The organism is Pseudoalteromonas sp. 1181_04 (genome assembly GCF_052850545.1).
On the sequence record NZ_VXCS01000006.1, the window covers coordinates 47,503 to 67,809 of the forward strand.

Sequence of the window (20,307 nt, forward strand, 5' to 3'; positions counted from 1 at the left end):
ACAAAGGCGGCTCACTGCAACGTGGCCGCCTTTCGATTTTTTAATTCACTGAATTAATGGCTGATTTTCAATGTGATAACGCCGCTAATAATCATTAATACACCGGCAATACGGCCGAATGTTGCTGCATCATTATAAAATAGTATCCCTACTAAAAATGTTCCTGCCGCGCCAATACCTGTCCACACAGCGTAGGAAGTCCCCATCGAAATATCACGCTGTGCCAGCCATAACATAAAACCACTGGCGACCATAAACGCCACTGCAATGCCAATACCTAACCAGCGATTTTCACCCTCTTGCGACATTTTTAATCCTACAGGCCAGCCAATTTCCAGCAAGCCTGCAATAATTAAATAAATCCACGCCATTAATTTTCTCTCTTTTTCAATATTACATCGTACAGATCTTCACGACGATCTTTTAAGTTACGCACCGTGCCTTCACTGTGCAGAACTTTTAATTTATCCATATCTAAATCACTAAATAACAGCATTTCAGTATTGGGGGTTGCTTCATTAAGCGTAGCATCATGAGGGAACGAAAAATCAGACGGTGTTAATACCGCTGATTGTGAATACTGCACATCAAGACTTTCAACTTCTGGTAAGTTACCTACCGATCCGGCAATAACCACGTAGCATTCGTTTTCAATGGCCCGCGCCTGCGCGCAGTGGCGTACTCGTAAATAACTATTTTTGGTGTCGGTCCAAAATGGCACAAACAGAATATCGAGACCTTGTTTTGCTAAAATACGTGACAATTCAGGAAATTCAACATCGTAACAAATTTGAATACCCACGCGTCCAGCATCAGTATCAAATACCGCAATTTTGTCACCACCTTGAATCACCCAGTCATTTTGTTCATGAGGCGTGATATGAATTTTACGTTGTTCGTCAATTTTACCACTGCGATGGCATAAATAACTGACATTATAGATTTTATCGCCTTCAGCAAGCGGCATTGAGCCGGTGATAATATTCGCATTATACTCAATCGCCATACGCGACATCGCATCACGAAAAGTCTCCGTGTATTCGGCTAAATAACGAATAGCCTCAGTCTGATTTCTTTGCTCTGTAAGCCCCATTAGTGGCGCATTAAAAAACTCCGGAAAAAGAATAAAATCACTTTTGTAATCAGACACTGTGTCTACAAAATATTCGACCTGCGTGAGCATTTCTTCAACCGACTCAACACTGCGCATTTGCCATTGCACTGCGCCTACTCGCACTATCGACTTCGTTGATTCAAGTACCGTGTCGGTCGGTTCAAACATAATGTTATTCCACTCAAGTAGCGTGGCATAACCCACCGAATTTTGATCTTCCGGTAAATACTTTTTAAGTAAGCGTTTAACCTGGAAATCATTCGACAATTGAAAACTTAAAATTGGATCATACAGCTCTTTATGATCGACTTTGGCAATATATTCTGTTGGACTCATGTCACTGCTATGATTGTAATAACGCGGAATACGTCCGCCCGCCAAAATAGCCCGCAGATTATACTGACGACATAATTCTTTACGCGCATCATAAAGCCTGCGCCCTAAACGCATACCACGATGAGTAGGCGAAATAACCACATCTAAGCCATACAGCGCATCACCATCGGGGTCACTAAATACCCGGTCATGGCCGTCAACAATATCTTCATAGGTGTGCGGATTAGAAAAGCGCGTGTAATCAACTTGCACACTCAACGCAATCCCTACCAGCACGCCATCATCCACCATGCCCAACTGCCCTTCAGGGAACTGGTCAATCAGTCTAAATATAGTATGGCTTGGCCATGCACCACCTAAATCTGGATAAGCCTGATCCATCAAAGTTTTTACTTGTGGATACTGCTCTTTAGTTAAATTACAAATCTCAAGATGGGTTTTTTCTGCCGACATACACAACTCCTTTAGGCGTAGGACATTAAATTTGATAGTTCAATACGCGCATAATACGTGATCAGCTCTGAACGCTTGCTTAGTGCAGCATACCTAGCGCTGGTTTATTTTTAAGATAGCACCAACAACAGTGTTGAAGTAAGTATAAGTAGGTATAAATTTTTAGTTTTACACCTCTTTGCTCAGCTAACATTAACGCTGGTTTAGCGGTTTTCGACCTAAAGCTTAGGTTAATTGCACTTTATAAGAGTAAAAGTAATGGCCGAAATCAAGCGGCCACTACCTCAAAACAAGGTGGCTTTACTCATTTAAAGCTCATTTGCAGGTAATATTGTGATCTCATGCATTAGTGTTTGCGGTAATAGCGGCGTTGGTTTTGCAGCTACGTAGTCATCAAATCCTGCGCGATAAAATGGCGATAGTGGATGACCTGACTGGCCACCGGGAATGGCCATTATGGCATTTTCTAAATGCCCAGGTTGAGCAATAAATCGCTGTGACGCACCAAAACTACGCCCCTGCACTGCTGGCATATAACTGTCGCCAAATCCTGGCGCTGTCGGCATATTTAATAATTTACTTAGTTGTGGTATTTGCTGTGCGAATGGATGCTCAATAACCAATTCATTAACTGTCCCCCACTGCCAACCTTTTAAGTTACTGCCAAACTCTTTACTTAAATTACTGACAACTTGACTAAATGAATCAGTTAATTGTGCATCCCAATCAGCAAATTGTGGATTTAACCAGCTATCTGGTTGCTGTTCAATAAGCTGCCATATTGCCGGCTCTAAATCACGTTTAACATACTTTAATGAACCGCCCTGAGCCTGTAAATTTGCTTGCATAGCCGTAAATACACTATTGATAACTTCATCACGATAACGCCTAACCAGCGTGTAGCCTATTGACGTTGCACAGGCGCAACCTTGCCAGTTCTCTAACTCTTTTATGTACTGCTGATTAGCCGAACTATTTCTATTAAGCTGTTGCAGCAATAAGCTATGCCACGGTTGTAAAAAGCGCGCCTGATTATCATGCTGCAACTGGTTAAAATTAGCTTCATTAAAATGTTGCTTTTCATACAATCTATCACGAATTTGACTAGATCGTGCTCCCAAGGCATAACCACCATTACCAAAACGCTGGTCATCCAAAGCCGATACAACGCGAGAGTTCCCAGTCCATAAACGGCCATCAACAGGATTTTTAACTTCCGGCCTTTGCTGTTCATTATGCTGCCAAAGTGTTGAGTAGTCATTTTCCTGAACAGCTAGTTCACTGGGCTTAATACGCCCTGGAATGGCTCCCATATTTTTCCAACCCGCATTGCCTTGGCTATCTACCACCATTAAGTTTTGTACTGGAATACCCACTTCACTGGCAATCAGCAGCGCGTCATCGACAGTTGTTGCTTGTTCTAATTTCAATAAATCCATATCGACTGCATAAGGTTGATGGCCAACCCAGCTAAGCGCATAAGGCTTGCCATTTATTTCTCGCACTGGACCATACTCACTCAATGTCAGCTTATATTCTTCAATTGACCCATCGGGTAGTGCTATTTGCTCAACTTCTTGCCATGTTTTACTGTTATCAGTTAATGCTACCCAATCGGCAGTATCGAGGTAACCATTAGTAAATCCCCAGGCAATATTGTTATTAGTTCCCACCACAATTGCTGGTGCGCCAGGCAAGGAAACCCCTGTCACTTGGCTCACTTTTCCTGACATTGCATAGTTAAGTTGCGCACGATACCAAATAACCGGCACCGCCATCGACAAGTGCATATCATCCGACAGCATCCCAGCACCTGTGGTAGTTAACTGCCCAGTCACCGCCCAGTTATTACTACCACGTTCTTGATTTGCATCAATCCTGAGTAAAGCTTGTAAGGTTTGCTTAGGAAATTCAGGAATAGTTAAATTATAAGGTGCGAGTGTGCTGCCATCTAAAGCCGCTTGATATTGACTGGGTTGAGTTAAAAAACTGACCATTTCTGGGCCATAAATATCGGCAATTTGAATTAACGCTTGGTCACGTTCGAAGGTCGCCGTTTGTAAATCTAAGTACATACTGTAAATCACTAACAAACTGTCTTCACTGCGCCAAGGCTTTTGCTCAGCGCCTGTTAGTAAATATTCAAAACTGCTAAAACCTACCTGTGCTAAGCCTTCGTTAACGCCAGCGGCATAACTTGTTAATAATGCTTGATCTGCTTGAGGCAATTGCTCAACAATCGCAGCGCTGCGTTTTCGTAACTGGTGGAAGCGCATTTTTTTATCCAAACCTAATGCTGCTTTGCCAAACAGTTCACTCAATTCACCTGCAGCATTACGGCGCAACAAATCCATTTGAAAAAATCGGTCTTGACCATGTGCGAAACCTAAACCATACGCAGCATCAAGGCGGTTCTCAGCTGAAATAACTGCTTGACCCAGTTGGTCTCGGGAGATTTTTACCGCTTGGCTGACGTGGTTACTACGCCCATTACCATCAAGCGCCGGTAAGCTAACTGACAGTACACCATAAATAACTGCTGTTGCAGCTAATCCTAAAATTACGATTGCTAACACCAACCACTTGATAATTTTAAACATGAACCAGTCCTTTTACTCTTGATTAGCTCTATCATAACCATAGTTTTATGAAAAAAGTGCGGTAATTTAAATAAAAAAACAAATAGCTCAATTGATCGGACTATTTTTATTTCCGTGATAAATTGACTATAGTTGAACAGCCAAATATAAAAGCACAAGTCGCTAATGCCATTGTTAAAAACAGATGATCACAAACAAGTCTACAAATTTAAACTGATATTTTGGTGCTCGCTCGTTTTTATTTTATTAATCAGTTTAGTGCTTGATCAGATCAGTTATAAACGTGCCCAAGAATCTCATCGACTATTAATTTTATCTGAAGTAAGTAGCTACCGAACTCAACTTGAATCAACATTAGTATCGAATATTCAATTAGTGCGTGGTTTAGCTGTTGCAGTTGCTGCAGAGCCTAATTTAGATCAACAACGTTTTGCCCAAATTGCCGCACCATTATTCGACACCTCATCTGAATTACGCAATATCGGTGGTGCACCTAATATGGTGATCCGCATGACTTACCCATTGGCAGGCAATGAAAAAGCCATAGGGCTAAACTTTTTAGAGAACAAAGCACAACGTGCAGATGCAATTCGTGCGCGTGATAACAATGAAATAGTTATGGCAGGCCCACTTACATTAGTGCAAGGTGGTGAGGCATTAATTGCCCGAGTCCCTGTTTACCTTCCCCCTGACAACCATTTTTGGGGACTGCTCTCGGTGGTACTCGACATAGACAAAATATATGAAAGAGCGGGTATTTTCGAACTAGAAGAAGACTATGATGTCGCCATCCAAGGACGCAATGGCTTGGGTCTAAAAGGAGAGTTTTTCCGTGGTAAAGCGGATATTTTAGAGCGTACCCCTCTGGAATTTACTTTAACCTTTCAAGGTGGCGAGTGGGAAATTTTTGTTACTCCTAAAGTTGGTTGGGCACCTCCAAATTCTGCGATTTGGCCGCTGAGATTAGCAATATTTACTATTTGCGGGCTATTAATTTTAGCCTTTTTATTATTCTTAAAAATGCTCAATCGCCAGCTAAGAAATGAAAAAATGCTAGTGACAATGAGTAGTCTTGCAAAAATTGGCGCTTGGTCATTTAACCTTGAAACACAACAAGTATATTGGTCAGATATGACCAAAAACATTTTCAAATATCCGCTAGACGAACAACCGAATTGGCCAACGAACTTTACTTACTTTAAAGAAGGCGAAAGCCGTGACACGATAAAAAAGCTCGTTGAGCGAGCGATTAAATATGGTGAAAGTTACGAAGTTGAGCTCGAAGTTATCGATTCTAAAGGTAATGCTTTATGGGTGTTAGTGCATGGTGAGGCCGAAATCCGTAATGGCCGTTGTATTAAGATTTTTGGCTCTTTACAAGATATAAACGTCCGTAAATGCATTGAATTAGAAAGCAGTAAAACTGCTTTGCACAATGAGGTACTCGCCTCACTTACCGTTAATAACGCAGTGCTAACTGGTAATTTAAAACAAGCAAAAGATATTATTACACAATCAATTTGCGATGCATTTAATGTTGAACGTGCCAGTATATGGCTGTTCAATGATGCAAGAGATCAACTGCAATCATTTGCCCATCATGGTAAACACACCCCAAAGAACACTGCGTTACCAGCATGGCAGCAAACTGAGTTAAATGATTTTTTTACAGCGATTGATAATCAAGCTGTGATCCGCGCCTCAAATGCACTGAGCAATAAATTTACAGCCCCGCTTACAGCGCACTATTTAGCTCCTTTCGATATAAAATCAATGCTTTGTGTATCTATTCCTACTGGAAGCGGGGCGATTGGTATTGTTTGTGCTGAGCATTGTCAGTATCCGCGGGCATGGTCGCGTAACGAAGAAAGCTTTTTAATTGCCGTTGCCGCTTTAATTGGCAGTTTATATTCTAGCGAGCAACGTATAGAAACCGAGCAACAATTAGTCACAGCAAAAGAAGCAGCGGAACAAGCTGTAACCGCTAAAGGTGAGTTTTTAGCGAGCATGAGCCACGAAATTCGCACCCCGATGAACGGTGTGCTCGGGATGCTTAATATTGTGCAACAAACTAAGTTAGATCCTCAGCAAACGCACCATATTGAATTAGCACAATCATCAGCACAATCGCTGCTTAATATAATTAACGATATTCTGGATTTCTCAAAAATTGAAGCTGGTAAATTAGATATCGAAGAGATTGCCTTTAATTTACCGAAATTACTAGGTGAAGTGGTCGAGTCATTTGCCCTTAAAGTAGAGCAACATAATACTAAACTGATTTTAGATGCCACTAAAATTAATGTAAATAAGATTGTTAGTGACCCAAATAGGCTTCGCCAAATTATTAATAATTTACTCGGTAATGCCGTTAAATTTACTCATAATGGTGAAATTATCGTGAGCGCAAACTTAAAAAATACCACTAACGGGACTTTTTTAGATTGCTCAATTATTGATACCGGTATTGGTATTAAAGCCGACAAACAAGCTTCATTATTTGATTCTTTCACTCAGGCCGATACCTCAACTACTCGCCAATATGGCGGCACAGGCTTGGGCCTGGCGATTGTTAAGCAGCTTTGTAATTTGATGGATGGAGAAATCAATGTCACGAGTGTTTATGGCCAAGGCAGTACCTTTACTTTTTCCATTAAAGTACAGCCGCTACTGGGTAAAGAACAAGACTTACCGAGTCATTTAATTAAAAACAAACATATTTTAATTGTCGATACTTGCCCGTTAAATAGCTCAATTGCGCAAAAACAGCTAAACGTGTGGGGAGCGCGTGCGCATATCCTCAAAAACTACCTAGCCTTGAGTTATTATCTCAATTCGAGCGATGAATTGATTGATGCTGTGCTGCTTGATTATAGCTTTTTTCAGCAAGCCGACGCTGCTGCAATTAATGCATTGAAAATTTACCTAAGCGAGCATCACGTAAAACTGATCCTTATGGCGCCAATGAGTTTCTCACAAGAAGCACATGCAAACTTGCCAATCGAAGCCGATTGCATGATTTTTAAACCACTAACGCCTTCGGACTTGTTTGATTCTTTGGCGAATGAAAAATTTATCGAGCAACAACAAAATAACAATGCACTACCAGCAAGTATTGCAATCAACAATACACACTTTGTAAATCAAGACAAAATCCTGCTGGTAGAAGACAATAAAGTAAATCAAGTCGTTGCCTGTGCATTACTAAAACAAGCAGGCATTAATTTTGATATCGCTGAAAATGGTCTGGAAGCTATTGAAAAACTAAAAAGCAAAACCACAGAACCATACAAGCTATTGTTAATGGACTGCCAGATGCCAGAAATGGATGGTTACCAAGCAACTAAGGCTATCCGTAATGGGGATGCGGGTGAATACTACAAAAACGTAACTATTATTGCGTTAACCGCAAATGCTATGCAAGGCGATAGAGATAAATGCCTCAGTGCAGGAATGACTGATTACCTAACCAAACCACTCGATTTTGATGCGCTTAATCCGAAACTGCAACAATGGCTTGGTAAACAATAAAGGTGTAAGCTAAGGCATAACAAAAAGAAGGATTTATTATGCAACTCACTGCTATTGAACAACGTGTGATCGGCTGCCTACTTGAAAAACAAAGCACCACACCAGAGCATTACCCGCTGTCACTAAATGCATTGACCAATGCGTGCAATCAAAAATCGAACCGAGAGCCAGTGCTCACGCTTAGCGAAACTGAAGTACAAGAGGCGCTAGACTCGCTAGTTTCCCAGCGGTTAGTTACATTAGACGAAGGGTTATCTGGACGCGTAACTAAGTTCGCACATCGCTTTTGCAATACTGAATTTGGTAATTTACAGTTAACGGAGCAACAGCGCGCTATTATTTGTTTAATGCTGCTACGTGGCCCACAAACCCCTGGTGAATTAAGAACCCGCAGTAATCGGCTCGCTGAGTTTAATAATGTTGCTGAAGTTGAGTCGGCATTAAATGCCTTGATGACTGCCGAACATGTGACTAAACACCCACGAGAACCCGGCAAACGTGAAAGCCGTTACAGCCATTTATTTGCTGATCCACAAAGTGCTGTTGCAGTAGAACCACCTGAATTGCCAGCACTCAAAGCTGACGAGTTGAATGAGTTACTTGCTGAAATTGATGAGCTAAAAGCTGAATTACAAAAAATTAAGCTACATTTAGGGCTTTAAATTAAACCCTTTGAATTAGATAATAATTCCAATTACATTAAATAGAGATCATGCTTTTAAGCTAATTGGTATAACCATGACAACCAGTAATATTATTAGGAGAGCTCAGCATGCGCGCTGAAATAGTGGCAGAAATGAAAGTCCAGCCAAATATAGACGTCAACAACGAGATCACACGCCGCGTAAACTTTATAAAAAACCGTTTAGTGGCAGCACATTCACGCTCTTTAGTGCTGGGGATTAGTGGCGGTGTAGATTCATCTACCTGTGGTCGCTTATGCCAACTCGCCGTTAACGAATTAAATGCGCAGCAACAAACCGACAAGTATCAATTTATTGCGGTTCGCTTACCGTATGGTGTGCAAGCTGATGAAGCTGAAGCGCAATTGGCTGTTGATTTTATTCAACCAAATAAACGTCTAACAGTGAATATAAAACCCGCAGCAGACGGCATGCATGAGCAAGCATTAGCGGCAGTAGTAGGTTGCGGTGATGCACTGCCGGAACAAGCACAAATTGATTTTATTAAAGGTAATGTGAAAGCCCGCCAACGCATGGTCGCGCAATATGAAATTGCCGGACTGTGCCAAGGCCTCGTTGTTGGTACTGATCATAGCGCCGAGAACATTACTGGCTTTTATACTAAATTTGGTGATGGCGCATGCGACTTAGCGCCATTATTTGGCTTATCAAAACGCCAAGTACGCGCATTAGCCAAGCAGTTAGGTGCACCCGATTTACTCGTTAATAAAGCCCCAACCGCCGACCTAGAGTGTGATCGCCCAGGCCTTACTGATGAAGAAGCCCTTGGTTTAAGCTATGAACAAATTGATGACTTTTTAGAAGGCAAAGAAGTCAGTGACGAGGTAAGTGAAAAACTCATCGCAATTTATCTACGCACTCAACATAAACGCCAAGCTATTCCAACCATTTACGACGATCTTTAGGCTGTCATAAGCTCATAAACCGTAAATGACACTTCTAGGGCAATTAACAATAAGAAAAATGTGATTAATTGCCCGCTTTTCACTTTAGCACAAACATAAGCCCCTAACGGTGCTCCAACTACGACCACTGGAATAGCCGCTAATAAATACGACTGTATTTCGCTGCTTAAGCTATTGAAGAACCATACGTTAGCAATGCTTGCCACCACAGACGTTATTGCCATGATAATCACCGAGGTTGCAGTCGCTTTTTGAATATTAGCGTTGCAGGCGATAATCAATAACGCAAAAATAGCAATGTCAGCTCCCGAACCAACTAAGCCAGATGCAACTCCTCCAATAACAGCAACTAATGCAACTTTAAATGTACTAACGTGTATATCGGTTTGACTACATACATGTTGCACCCTGCAGTAAATACGCCATAAAAGAGTTAATGCGAAGCATATTAAAAGTACGCTAAATACTCCTTTAACCACCAGTCTTGGTAATTGATCGGCAATAAAAGTAAGGCTTAGTAATACGCCAACTAACGCAGCAGGAGCTGCGATTAATACCACTTGGCGATAATATGGAATACCGGTAAAAATAATGGTTAATGCGGCCGCACTCATACCAAAACTTTGAATCGCTAACGAGAATACTTTTGCCGTTACAGGATCTATTGCCAGTAACTTAGTCATCACAGGAAATGCTACTGCGCCACCACCAAGTGCAGTGCCACCAGCAACAAAAGACCCAAAAGCCATAGTCACAGCAATGCTAAACTCTGCGATAACACTTTGTAGCGCGGCATTTGCGCCTTGCCAAGCAATTAATGAACAATACACGCCAGCAATAAATAACCAGGGGATCATACGCAGTTTATGGATGGGTTTAGGTGATGATTGCATAGTTACGGATCATAAATCGAAGTTTTATTATTATGCCTGACAATCATCGCAGAGCAAATGATCGCAACTGTTCGTTACGGCGTACAAACAGATTGTTATATGAGTGCAATATCTTTGCAGTAAAGATGAAATAGTTCTGTAATTTAGTTTATAGTTGTTAGTAAACACATGGTAATCCAGCTCATCGCATTAAAAAACCTAAGGATTTGTATTTAGTTATGACATCGCCCATTTTAATAACAGGTGCCGGCCAACGTATTGGTTTAGCACTGGCAAAACATTTTATAGCCCAAGGGCAAGCTATTATCGTTACTTACCGAACTCGCCATCCCGCTATTGATGAATTATCTGACCATGGTGCTGTATGTGTTTACGCAGACTTTAGCACTGACAACGGCATTAATGAGTTTGTCAGTCAATTAAAGCTGCACACAAATAGCTTAAAGGCGGTGATCCACAATGCCTCGAGTTGGGATTGCGAAGCGAATAATCCAGATAGCAGTACGCTATTTGATAACATGATGCGGATCCATGCTAAAGCACCTTACTTAATTAACTTAGCGCTTAGCGAGTTACTGTTAAATTTCCAGCAACAGCAGCAACACCCTGCTGATATCATTCATTTAACTGATTATGTTGTTGAAAAAGGAAGTCCAAAGCATATCGCATATGCCGCAAGTAAAGCCGCCTTAGAAAATATGACAAAATCATTTGCAGCTAAGTTTGCCCCGAATATTAAAGTGAACGCTATCGCCCCTTCATTAATTATTTTTAATGATCACGATAGCGATGAGTACCGAGAAAAAACCCTTAAAAAATCATTAATGGGCATCGAGCCCGGTTGTCGCGAAATTATAAACAGCGTCGATTTATTGCTTAGCAGCCATTACATCACGGGACGTTCTTTACCCGTAGATGGTGGCAGACATTTAAAATAACGGATTAATCGAGAAATTTATGCACGATCAATTAAAACATAGTTACCACGAAATTATTACTGCTGTAGGTGAAGATCCACAACGTGAAGGCCTATTAGACACGCCAAAACGCGCCGCCAAAGCGATGGAATATTTGACCAAAGGCTATCGTCAAACATTAGAAGAAATTACCAATAATGCGGTATTTACTTCTGATGCAGATGACATGGTTTTAATTCAAGATATAGAGCTTTATTCGATGTGTGAACATCATTTATTACCATTTGTAGGGCGCTGTCATATTGCTTATATTCCTAACGGCAAAGTGCTGGGTTTATCGAAATTTGCGCGTATTGTTGATATGTTTGCACGCCGCTTTCAAATTCAAGAACAACTGACTCATCAAATCGCTAAAGCGGTTGAAGAAGTCACCGGTGCTAAAGGCGTTGGTGTAATAGTGGAAGCAAAACATATGTGTATGATGATGCGTGGGGTTGAAAAACAAAACTCAAGTATGCGTACGTCGGTAATGCTAGGTAACTTCAGAGCCGATCCAAAAACCCGCAATGAGTTTTTACAACTTGTAAAAGGCTGATCCTATGGCCAATGCAATTATCCATGTAACTAACTTACGGCTGCGCACTTTTATTGGCTTTAATCCCGATGAACGTGAGAAAAAGCAGGATGTAGTGATCAATTTAGAAATTCACTATCCTGCTGAGCAAGCCTGTGAAACGGATCAAGTTGAACAAGCACTTAATTATAAAGTGATCACCAAAGAAGTGATTAGCATTGTTGAACAAGGTCACTTTTTATTGCTTGAAAAACTAGTGGCAGAAATACTCAGTGTTTGCCATAGCCATAGCAGCGTGAATTATGCAAAAGTGCGAGTTGATAAACCTCACGCTTTGCGTTTTGCAGATTCAGTATCGCTAACACTCGATTGGAGTAAAGCTTAAAACAACTTATCCAGCCCAACGGCAAAGGCTAGTACAAGCAAGTAACGTGCGCCTTTGCCAAGGGTAACCAGCCATAAAAATGTCCACCAGCGCACTTTAAAAATGCCTCCTACAACTGTTAGCGGATCACCAATAATTGGTAGCCATGCCAACAACAGGCTATAAACACCATACTTTTCAAAGCGCTCTGCAGCCTTATCGATACTTGCCTGTGACACGGGAAACCATTTCCGATCCTTAAAACGTATGACTTGCGTGCCTAACCAGTAATTAACGCAACTACCTAGTACGTTACCAACTGTGGCACTGAGCCATAACAACCAAAGTAAATATTCTCCTTTGGTCACCATTGCTGTGAGTACCACTTCTGATGAGCTTGGCAATAATGTTGCCGAAATAAACGCAGTAAAGAACAGAGTTAAATAAGCCATCTAAGCCTTTATTAATGCATATAAAAAACCCAGCATTTGCTGGGTTTGATAAAAATGAAGAGTAGTTTATTTTATCAATTGTAAGCTAAATGGGTAGTTAAACTCTTTACCGTCATTAGTTTTGATTGCGCCAATCACCACCATAATAAACGAGAAAATAGCGACTATAGGTAATAAAATTACCCCGATAACTGCAAACATCAAAATCAAACACACTATATATGCTATGAACATAGTGATTTGAAAGTTAAGCGATTTACGCCCATGTTCAGCCACTAATGGCATTTCGTCTTTTTTTATTAACCAGACAATCAGCGGACCGATGATACTACCCATAGGTATAATAAATCCGGCTAATGCGCTTAAATGACATAACATCGCCCACATACGCTCATCTTTACTCGCTATAACTGATTCAACCTGTTGATTATCTTCCATTACCATCTCCTTATTTCGTTAATACCTATATGCTGACCTTTTTCAGTCTTAATGTCTAGATTTTAATCAGCGTCGTCGATACTGCTAAGCTCGAGCAAGTGTGCAAAACCACAACACTTAATTTAGACAAAAAATTAAGGCGTAACCTAAGTCACGCCTTAATTGTAAAACACTAAAATCAGTTATTACTTTTTAATACCAGCTAGATCTAAGATAAATGCATAATTTAGAGCTGTATCTTGAAGGCTTTTAAAACGCCCAGATGCACCGCCATGGCCTGCTTCCATATCAATTTTAAACAGTAATTTATTATCATCGGTTTTAAACTCACGTAATTTTGCAACCCATTTTGCTGGTTCAAAATATTGCACTTGAGAATCATGCAAACCTGTGGTGACCAACATATTTGGATACGCTTGTTTACTCACTTGATCGTACGGTGAGTAAGACAGCATATAATCATAATATAGTTTGTCATTTGGGTTGCCCCACTCGCCGTACTCGTTGGTTGTTAATGGTAAGCTCGCATCTAACATAGTGGTCACTACATCAACAAATGGCACAGCCGCAACCATCCCCTGATAAAGCTCTGGTGCTTGGTTTGCCACGGCGCCCATTAATAAGCCGCCCGCACTGCCGCCCATCGCGAATATTTTATCTTGCGCACCATACTGCTGGGTAACTAAGCCTTTGGTTACATCAACAAAGTCATTAAAAGTATTCTTTTTATTGAGTAGCTTGCCATCTTCATACCAAGGACGACCGAGCATCTGCGAGCCACGAATATGCGCGATAGCAAATACAAAGCCTCGATCAAGTAAACTCAAACGACTACTAGAAAAACTTGGATCCATGGTTACCCCATACGACCCATAGCCATATTGTAACAATGGATTAGTGCCATCTTTTTTGAATTTATCTTTGCGATAAACTAAACTCACCGGTACTTTTACGCCATCTCGCGCAGTAATAAATAGTCGCTCCGATGCATAATTATCGGCATTAAAATCACCGATCACTTGTTGCTGTTTTAACAGTGTTTTCGTTGTGCTATTCAAATCGATATCATACGATGAACCAGGCGTCGTCATACTGGCATAATATACTCGTAAGCTTTCGCTATCTAATTCATTATTACCATATGTTCTGACCATATAACTGCTGTCATTAAAGCTCAGCTGCTGTTCATCACCCGACTTTAAGTTGCGTATCGTTAAACGAGATTGCCCCATTTCACGCTCTTTATACACTAAATGATCAGTGAACAAATCGATGCCTTCAAGCTTAATATCATCACGCGCGGCGATCAGTGTTTGCCAATTCGCTTTGTCGTGCGCTTTATCTTTATCCACCGTCATTAGCTGAAAGTTTACTGCGTTAAGGTTAGTGACTATGTAATAAGTATCACCGAGTTTAGCAATATCATATTCTAGGTTTTCTTCACGTTCAATTAAGCGCTTTGGCTGCGCCTTGACGTCATTAGCATCAATTACCGACACACCTGAAGCGTTAGTACTGCCATGCCAAATATAAATTTCTTGTTTGTCTTTACTCTTACCAAGGCCAGTGTAATAACTTGTGTTAGTCTCTTCGTACACTAACTCATCTTGTGCTTGTGGCGTACCTAAGGTATGGCGATAAACCTGATAACCTAACAATGTCTGTAAGTCTTTTTTAATGTAATAAAAAGTTTTATTATCATTCGCCCAGACGATATCACCATCGGTCCCTTCGAGCTTATCTTCTAGTAATTTACCGGTCTTTAAATCTTTCACTAAAATAGAGTAGATACGTCGACTTACCGTGTCTTCACCATATGCTAATAAGTGACCATTTGGGCTGACAGATAAACCTGTTGCCGCGAAATAGTCATGGCCTTTTGCCAACTCATTTACATCTAATATAACGTGTTGATCAGTGCCCTTATCATCGCTACTGCGAACATAAGTCGGGTATTCATTATCCCCTCGCGTTTGCGATGAATAATAATAATCGCCACTTTTAGTTGGCACGGAGTCATCATCTTTTTGAATGCGCCCTTTTAACTCTTCAAACAAAGTAGTTTGTAAAGCTTTAGTATGCTTTAGCATCGCATCAGTATAGGTATTTTCTGCATTAAGGTGTGCTATGACAGCTGCATCTTTTCGTGCATCGTCACGCATCCAATAGTAATTATCGGTGCGCGTATCACCATGAATAGTCATTTCGAAAGGGATCTTATTGGCTATAGGTGCAGTTACATTAACCACTGCAGCTTCACTCTGTACAGCCTCGGATTTTATATTATTTTGTTCTGGGGCTTTATTACAGCCCGCTAAAATAGCTAACGACAAAGCCGCTAACGCAAATGATTGACGTGTTTTCATAGTATTCCCTAGAGTTATTATTATTCCACTACTAGCAATATATCTAACTAGCTGTTGATTACCTATATTAGTTTGTAAAGCAATGTAAAAAGGGAGCCTAAGCTCCCTTTGTTTGATTAACTTTGCTCGTTAGTCACTGATAATTAAAATGACTAACTAAACAATTACTTTTATTTACGGCGGCGCATAAATGCAAATGGTGCAATAAGCAATGTTAACCATGCTAGTGAACCGCTGTCACCGTCATTATTATCGTCATCTTTGCCCACAATATTCTTTACTCGTACTTCAACAGCAACAGCTTTAGAGTTATTACCCGCACTATCAACAGCGATAACACTAAATGTAAAGTTACGCTCATATTCATAATCAATACTACCTGCAACAACAATTTCACCCGCAGCATTAACAGTGACTAAGTCAGTGCCTGACACAATAAACTTAGTAACAGGACTTACATCAGCATCTGGATCACTAAAGTTAAGTTTACCAATCACAGTGCCAAGCGCTGTATTTTCATCAACACTAAAGCGTTGTTTATCAGCAATAACTGGCGTGTTTTCTAATGCGTCTTGCGCTACAGTGATTGTTACTTCAACAGCTGCAGATTGATTACCAGCACTATCCGTTGCACTAACCATCAGCTTTATCTCAGGTGTTGCATCATAATCAACGTCACCCACCACTGTGATTTGGCCAAGTTCATCAATTGCAATACCGTTATGACCTGCCACTGTGTAGCTTACAATTGGTGTTACTGCTGTATCTGGATCAATAGCACGTATTTGACCAATCACAGTGCCTACCACGGCATTTTCTTGCACTTTAAAAGTTTGCCCGGCTTCGATAATTGGCGCAACTTCTGCTCCTTCATCAGCGACATTTAACACGTTAATCGTCACAATTTCAGCAGCTGACTGATGACCATCTTCATCAATTGCGACTATCTCTAACGTAATAGTACTTTGCTCTTCAAAATTAAGTAGTTGAGCAACGGTTAGCATCCCCGTATTATCAATCGTGATTGCATCACTTCCCGCTACAGTAAACATAGTGATTGAACTGTTATCTGGATCTGTGAAAGCTAATTGAGCAAATGCGGTAGCTACTGGGGTGTTTTCTGCAACAGAGAATACTTGGCCAGAATTTATAATTGGGGTTACTTCGCTCGCTTCATCTGCAACATTGGTAATGTTAATAGTAATAACAGCAGGCTCTGATGTATTTCCCAAAGTATCGATGGCAACAACGACTAGTTCAGCGATGTGCTTACCAACTTCAAAATCAACTAACTCGCTGTTTGATACAAGAATTTGCCCTTTATTATCAACACTAAAGCCTTGATGAGTTTGCGATTGCACATAAAACTCAGCAATCGCTAAATCTCTATCTGATTCCACAACACTCAAGGTGCCAACGAGATGGCCGTTTTCCGCATTTTCAACAACATCAAATGATGCATTTGCAAGCTTAGGAGCCTGCGTTTTTGGTAACACTAAGTCTTCAGCAGTCACTAATTTCAGTACATCTTGTAATGACGATGCTGTAAAAGCAAATGGCGCACTAGCATTCACAATCGCTTTTTCACCTGGCGCAAGTTGATTTACGACTGTATCACTGCCATCCACCGCAGTTAAACTCACTGACGCTGAAGAACTAAAGGTCGTAGCGCCAACTAGACTATCTGTTTCAAAGTACACGCCGCCACCATAAGATGGATAGCCTACAGATGCCTTAATATTTAACGGATCACCTAAATTATCACGTGTTAACCCCAGTGTGCTGCTACATACCGAGAAGGTAATGGTATCTGCACCAGCTGATTGATATAACGGTGTCAAAAACCGAAGCGTTTCTGCGCCAGCGTCATCGATAGTACCAATAACAGTACGTGAACGCCCTGGCGAAGTCGTTTTACGACCTCGGTCATTGTAGTTCTGCATAAGGAAGTCATAGGCACCATCGTTGTTGGTGTCTATATCTAAACGATAACCTGCTTGGAATACATGAGTGATCTCATCACGTAACTGAATCGATGCTGTAACTAATACACCAGATTCACATCCTTCAGCTGCTATTGCATTGAATGTCGTTGCAAGAATATTGAACGGTGCCTCTGCTGCTGACTTAACTTTACCAGTTGCAACAATATTTTCTGTCATTGTTGAAACTGTTGTTGCCCCGGTATTCTCAACGATAAGTTGCATCTCATTACCAACCACTTCCGGAGCAATACTTAATTCACTAGCCGCTTTTGGTAGCGCATGATAAACAACATGTAGCGCATAATCTGAATCAGTATCATCCACATCGTCAAACACTAAGGCGCCGTCAAACTCTGCGAGCGTTAATGCGGCGCTTCGTGCAGCTACCGACTCGGCATCAAATGGGTTTTCCAGTTTCCACTCGTGCAATTTACTAGGATCAACCGTTAGCGTTACATCAAACTCTGTAGTTTGACCTGCGGGAATTGTTACGCTGCCTGGAATATCCCAACTGATTGCACCGCTGTTTTTATCATTTGCGTAACGTGCTTCAGTCCGTAATTTGTAGGTTTTTTCTTGTGTCGAGAAATTTTTCACGGTGACTGTTTTGCTGATTGACCTAACGCCAGTAAAGTTTTCTAAGCCAAACGATAATGCCGCTTGTTTAGTTTTAAACTCGGTATTATCAACCCATGCTGCAACAGGCAGATTAACCGCTTTTTCAACGTTAACTAAACCAGCACCAATCATACTAATTGGTGCTAATTCAGAATCTGGATTTGTGCTAAGCGGCTCATTAGTCACATTTAGATCTGCCGTATTCATTAATGTTGCTTTAATTTCAAAGGCATTACGCTGTGGGTGTGCTGCGCGTACTAACGCAACCGCACCGGCAGTAATCGGTCCTGAAAAGGATGTACCTGAGGCTGGAGCTAGTTGATCTTGCGTACCAGTTGCTGCAACCATAATGCTTGTACCTGGCGCTGTGATTTCAGGTTTTAATAAACCATCCATTGATGGACCGCGCGATGAAAAGGTTGCCACAGCACCTGATGTTACTTTACGCTCAACAGCTAAGCTATATGCAGCCTTGCCTGATGCTTTAAGCTCCGCTTTTATCGCTGCCCCGGCAGCATAAGTAATGCCAATATTTGGGATAGTAACCGTGGCATCAAATCCACCCATTGAAGCAGGAGTACCGTCATCTTCGTTATTTGCAATAAATACAAACGATGCGCCGCGCTGTTGTGCATGCAGTACTTTTTTCGTGAAATTACATTCACCACGATCTATAAGCACCGCTTTATTATTAAAATCGGTGTCTTCTGAAAATGCTTCACAGCCATTTTGATTTGCGGTTGGGTAAACAAGTTCAGCATCGGTATCTGCCATAGCAAATGCGGTTTGCGGACCAAAACCTGAAACTTGAAAAACAACCTCTTCTCCAAGCACGGTACCTGAAGCAATCCCAATATCTAATGTTGGATGCGTCATCGCACCAACTGCAAGTGCGTTTGGCGTGGTACTTGGTCCCCCAATACGAAAAGGATGATCGCCATCATTGCCTGCTGAGATAACAACATTTACACCTAAATCAACCGCTTTTTGAATTAAGTATTGAGTACCTCCGTCAGTTTCAGTGCCACCAAACTCGCCACCTAAAGACATATTAATAACATCTACGCGGTCAGAGATATCGCCATCACCATTAGGATCCATTGCCGCTTCTAATGCTGATGCTTGTGCTGCACTTGGACAACCACCACCACACACTGAGTACACATATAACTCTACTTCAGGAGCAATTCCAGTAACAGAGTGAGAAACAGACGTACCATGACTGGTCGGTTCATCAACATCGGGGATCACGACTACAGGATCATGTTCAATTGGATCAGCATCGTCACGAATAAAGTCGTAGCCACCATGTACGATGCCTTGCGGCCAAGCTACAGAAGTAGGATCAGCTTGAGCTGCGTCATACGCCTCTACGGTACCAGCACCACCAAAAACGTTGTGCGTGTAGTCAACACCTGTATCCAGTACCGCTACCGTTTGACCTTTACCTGTTACAACCCCATTTGCAACCAATGGTGAAGCTTTTAAATAATCTGCAGATGCGGCGACATGTAATTCATAATCATACATTGGCAGCACTTTCTCAACTCGGTAGTCACGGGCAATTTTTTCTAACGCCTCAGGACTTGCTTGTACAATCAAAGTAGGCGCCAGCACTTTAGTTTGGCCAATTACTTTTGTACCAAAATCTAGACTACTTAGTTCAATTGTCACTGCACTTTGCACTTGCTCAATTTGTGCAATGGTTGCACGGCTGTCACCTATTTGATAAATACCTTGCGCCATTAGATCGGCAGCGGTTGTCGCTCTTAGCACAATCATATGAGCTGATGGTAACTGTTCTTTAACATCGGTTTCATTAAATGTAGCTGTAGAGAAATTATTGAGAGCGGTAATACTGTGTGCTGCTTGCACTGTTTGTGCATTTACCGATGCCGCCATTAGTGCTGATGATACTGCAATTGATAAGGCTGTTTTTGTTATTAACTTGTTAGACATAAATTCCTCTGATGAGATTATTGTTATTAAATGCTCCCAAAAAGAAACATTAAGTCCCGAATACTACACCAGCAAGAAACAAAAAAACAACATTGAAA

At 41.2% G+C, this 20,307-nt stretch carries 14 protein-coding genes; 6 read left to right on the top strand and 8 right to left on the bottom strand.

Going from position 1 to position 20,307, the window contains the following annotated elements; genetic code table 11:
* Positions 1-53: 53 nt before the first annotated feature.
* The 3 genes from FW757_RS06230 to FW757_RS06240 all read right to left on the bottom strand — a co-directional run bounded on the left by FW757_RS06230 (position 54) and on the right by FW757_RS06240 (position 4,503).
* A complete protein-coding gene (locus FW757_RS06230) occupies positions 54-371 on the bottom strand; it encodes a DMT family transporter (protein WP_087531228.1) in 318 nt (105 codons plus the stop codon).
* A complete protein-coding gene (locus tag FW757_RS06235; RefSeq protein WP_145239976.1) occupies positions 371-1,903 on the bottom strand; it encodes a bifunctional GNAT family N-acetyltransferase/carbon-nitrogen hydrolase family protein in 1,533 nt (510 codons plus the stop codon). The genes FW757_RS06230 and FW757_RS06235 overlap by 1 nt, the downstream gene beginning before the upstream one ends.
* 308 nt (positions 1,904-2,211) lie before the next feature.
* Positions 2,212-4,503, bottom strand: a complete 2,292-nt coding sequence (locus FW757_RS06240) for a penicillin acylase family protein (RefSeq protein ID WP_182767396.1) — start codon at positions 4,501-4,503, stop codon at positions 2,212-2,214.
* 165 nt (positions 4,504-4,668) lie between these two features.
* Between FW757_RS06240 and FW757_RS06245 the strand changes: the two genes are divergently transcribed.
* From FW757_RS06245 to nadE, 3 genes are all read left to right on the top strand, one after another.
* Entirely contained in the window at positions 4,669-8,034 is a 3,366-nt protein-coding gene (locus FW757_RS06245) for an ATP-binding protein (RefSeq protein ID WP_446440992.1), read from the top strand.
* A 38-nt stretch (positions 8,035-8,072) separates the two neighbouring features.
* The gene (locus FW757_RS06250; RefSeq protein ID WP_145239982.1) at positions 8,073-8,696 is read left to right on the top strand and encodes a YceH family protein; all 624 of its coding nucleotides are present in this window, start codon (positions 8,073-8,075) and stop codon (positions 8,694-8,696) included.
* Positions 8,697-8,806: 110 nt separating this feature from the next.
* Positions 8,807-9,643, top strand: a complete 837-nt coding sequence (gene nadE / locus FW757_RS06255; RefSeq protein WP_149982194.1) for an ammonia-dependent NAD(+) synthetase — start codon at positions 8,807-8,809, stop codon at positions 9,641-9,643.
* Here the strand turns inward: nadE and FW757_RS06260 are convergent.
* The gene (locus FW757_RS06260; protein ID WP_182783425.1) at positions 9,640-10,536 is read right to left on the bottom strand and encodes a sulfite exporter TauE/SafE family protein; all 897 of its coding nucleotides are present in this window, start codon (positions 10,534-10,536) and stop codon (positions 9,640-9,642) included. The genes nadE and FW757_RS06260 overlap by 4 nt on opposite strands.
* 218 nt (positions 10,537-10,754) lie before the next feature.
* On the opposite strand from FW757_RS06260, the gene folM reads away from it, so the two are divergent.
* From folM to folX, 3 genes are read left to right on the top strand one after another with little or no spacing between them, the layout of a single operon-like run.
* A complete protein-coding gene (folM, locus tag FW757_RS06265; RefSeq protein WP_182735035.1) occupies positions 10,755-11,474 on the top strand; it encodes a dihydromonapterin reductase in 720 nt (239 codons plus the stop codon).
* A gap of 19 nt (positions 11,475-11,493) precedes the next feature.
* Complete coding sequence (gene folE, locus FW757_RS06270) at positions 11,494-12,048, top strand: GTP cyclohydrolase I FolE (protein WP_446440993.1); 555 nt, start codon at positions 11,494-11,496, stop codon at positions 12,046-12,048.
* A gap of 4 nt (positions 12,049-12,052) precedes the next feature.
* Positions 12,053-12,412 (top strand): dihydroneopterin triphosphate 2'-epimerase, encoded by a 360-nt coding sequence (gene folX, locus FW757_RS06275; protein ID WP_145239990.1) that lies wholly within the window; start codon positions 12,053-12,055, stop codon positions 12,410-12,412.
* Here folX and FW757_RS06280 read toward each other — a convergent pair.
* From FW757_RS06280 to FW757_RS06295, 4 genes are all read right to left on the bottom strand, one after another.
* Complete coding sequence (locus tag FW757_RS06280; RefSeq protein WP_182717483.1) at positions 12,409-12,843, bottom strand: YqaA family protein; 435 nt, start codon at positions 12,841-12,843, stop codon at positions 12,409-12,411. The two genes, folX and FW757_RS06280, sit on opposite strands and share 4 nt — an antisense overlap.
* A gap of 66 nt (positions 12,844-12,909) precedes the next feature.
* Positions 12,910-13,281, bottom strand: a complete 372-nt coding sequence (locus FW757_RS06285) for a DUF4870 domain-containing protein (RefSeq protein ID WP_182717484.1) — start codon at positions 13,279-13,281, stop codon at positions 12,910-12,912.
* A gap of 185 nt (positions 13,282-13,466) precedes the next feature.
* Positions 13,467-15,647: a S9 family peptidase gene (locus tag FW757_RS06290; protein ID WP_182717485.1), complete on the bottom strand. Its 2,181-nt coding sequence runs from the start codon at positions 15,645-15,647 to the stop codon at positions 13,467-13,469.
* Positions 15,648-15,817: 170 nt separating this feature from the next.
* On the bottom strand, positions 15,818-20,209 hold the full coding sequence (locus tag FW757_RS06295) for a S8 family serine peptidase (RefSeq protein WP_446440994.1): 4,392 nt from the start codon (positions 20,207-20,209) through the stop codon (positions 15,818-15,820).
* Between the last annotated feature and the right edge of the window lie 98 nt (positions 20,210-20,307).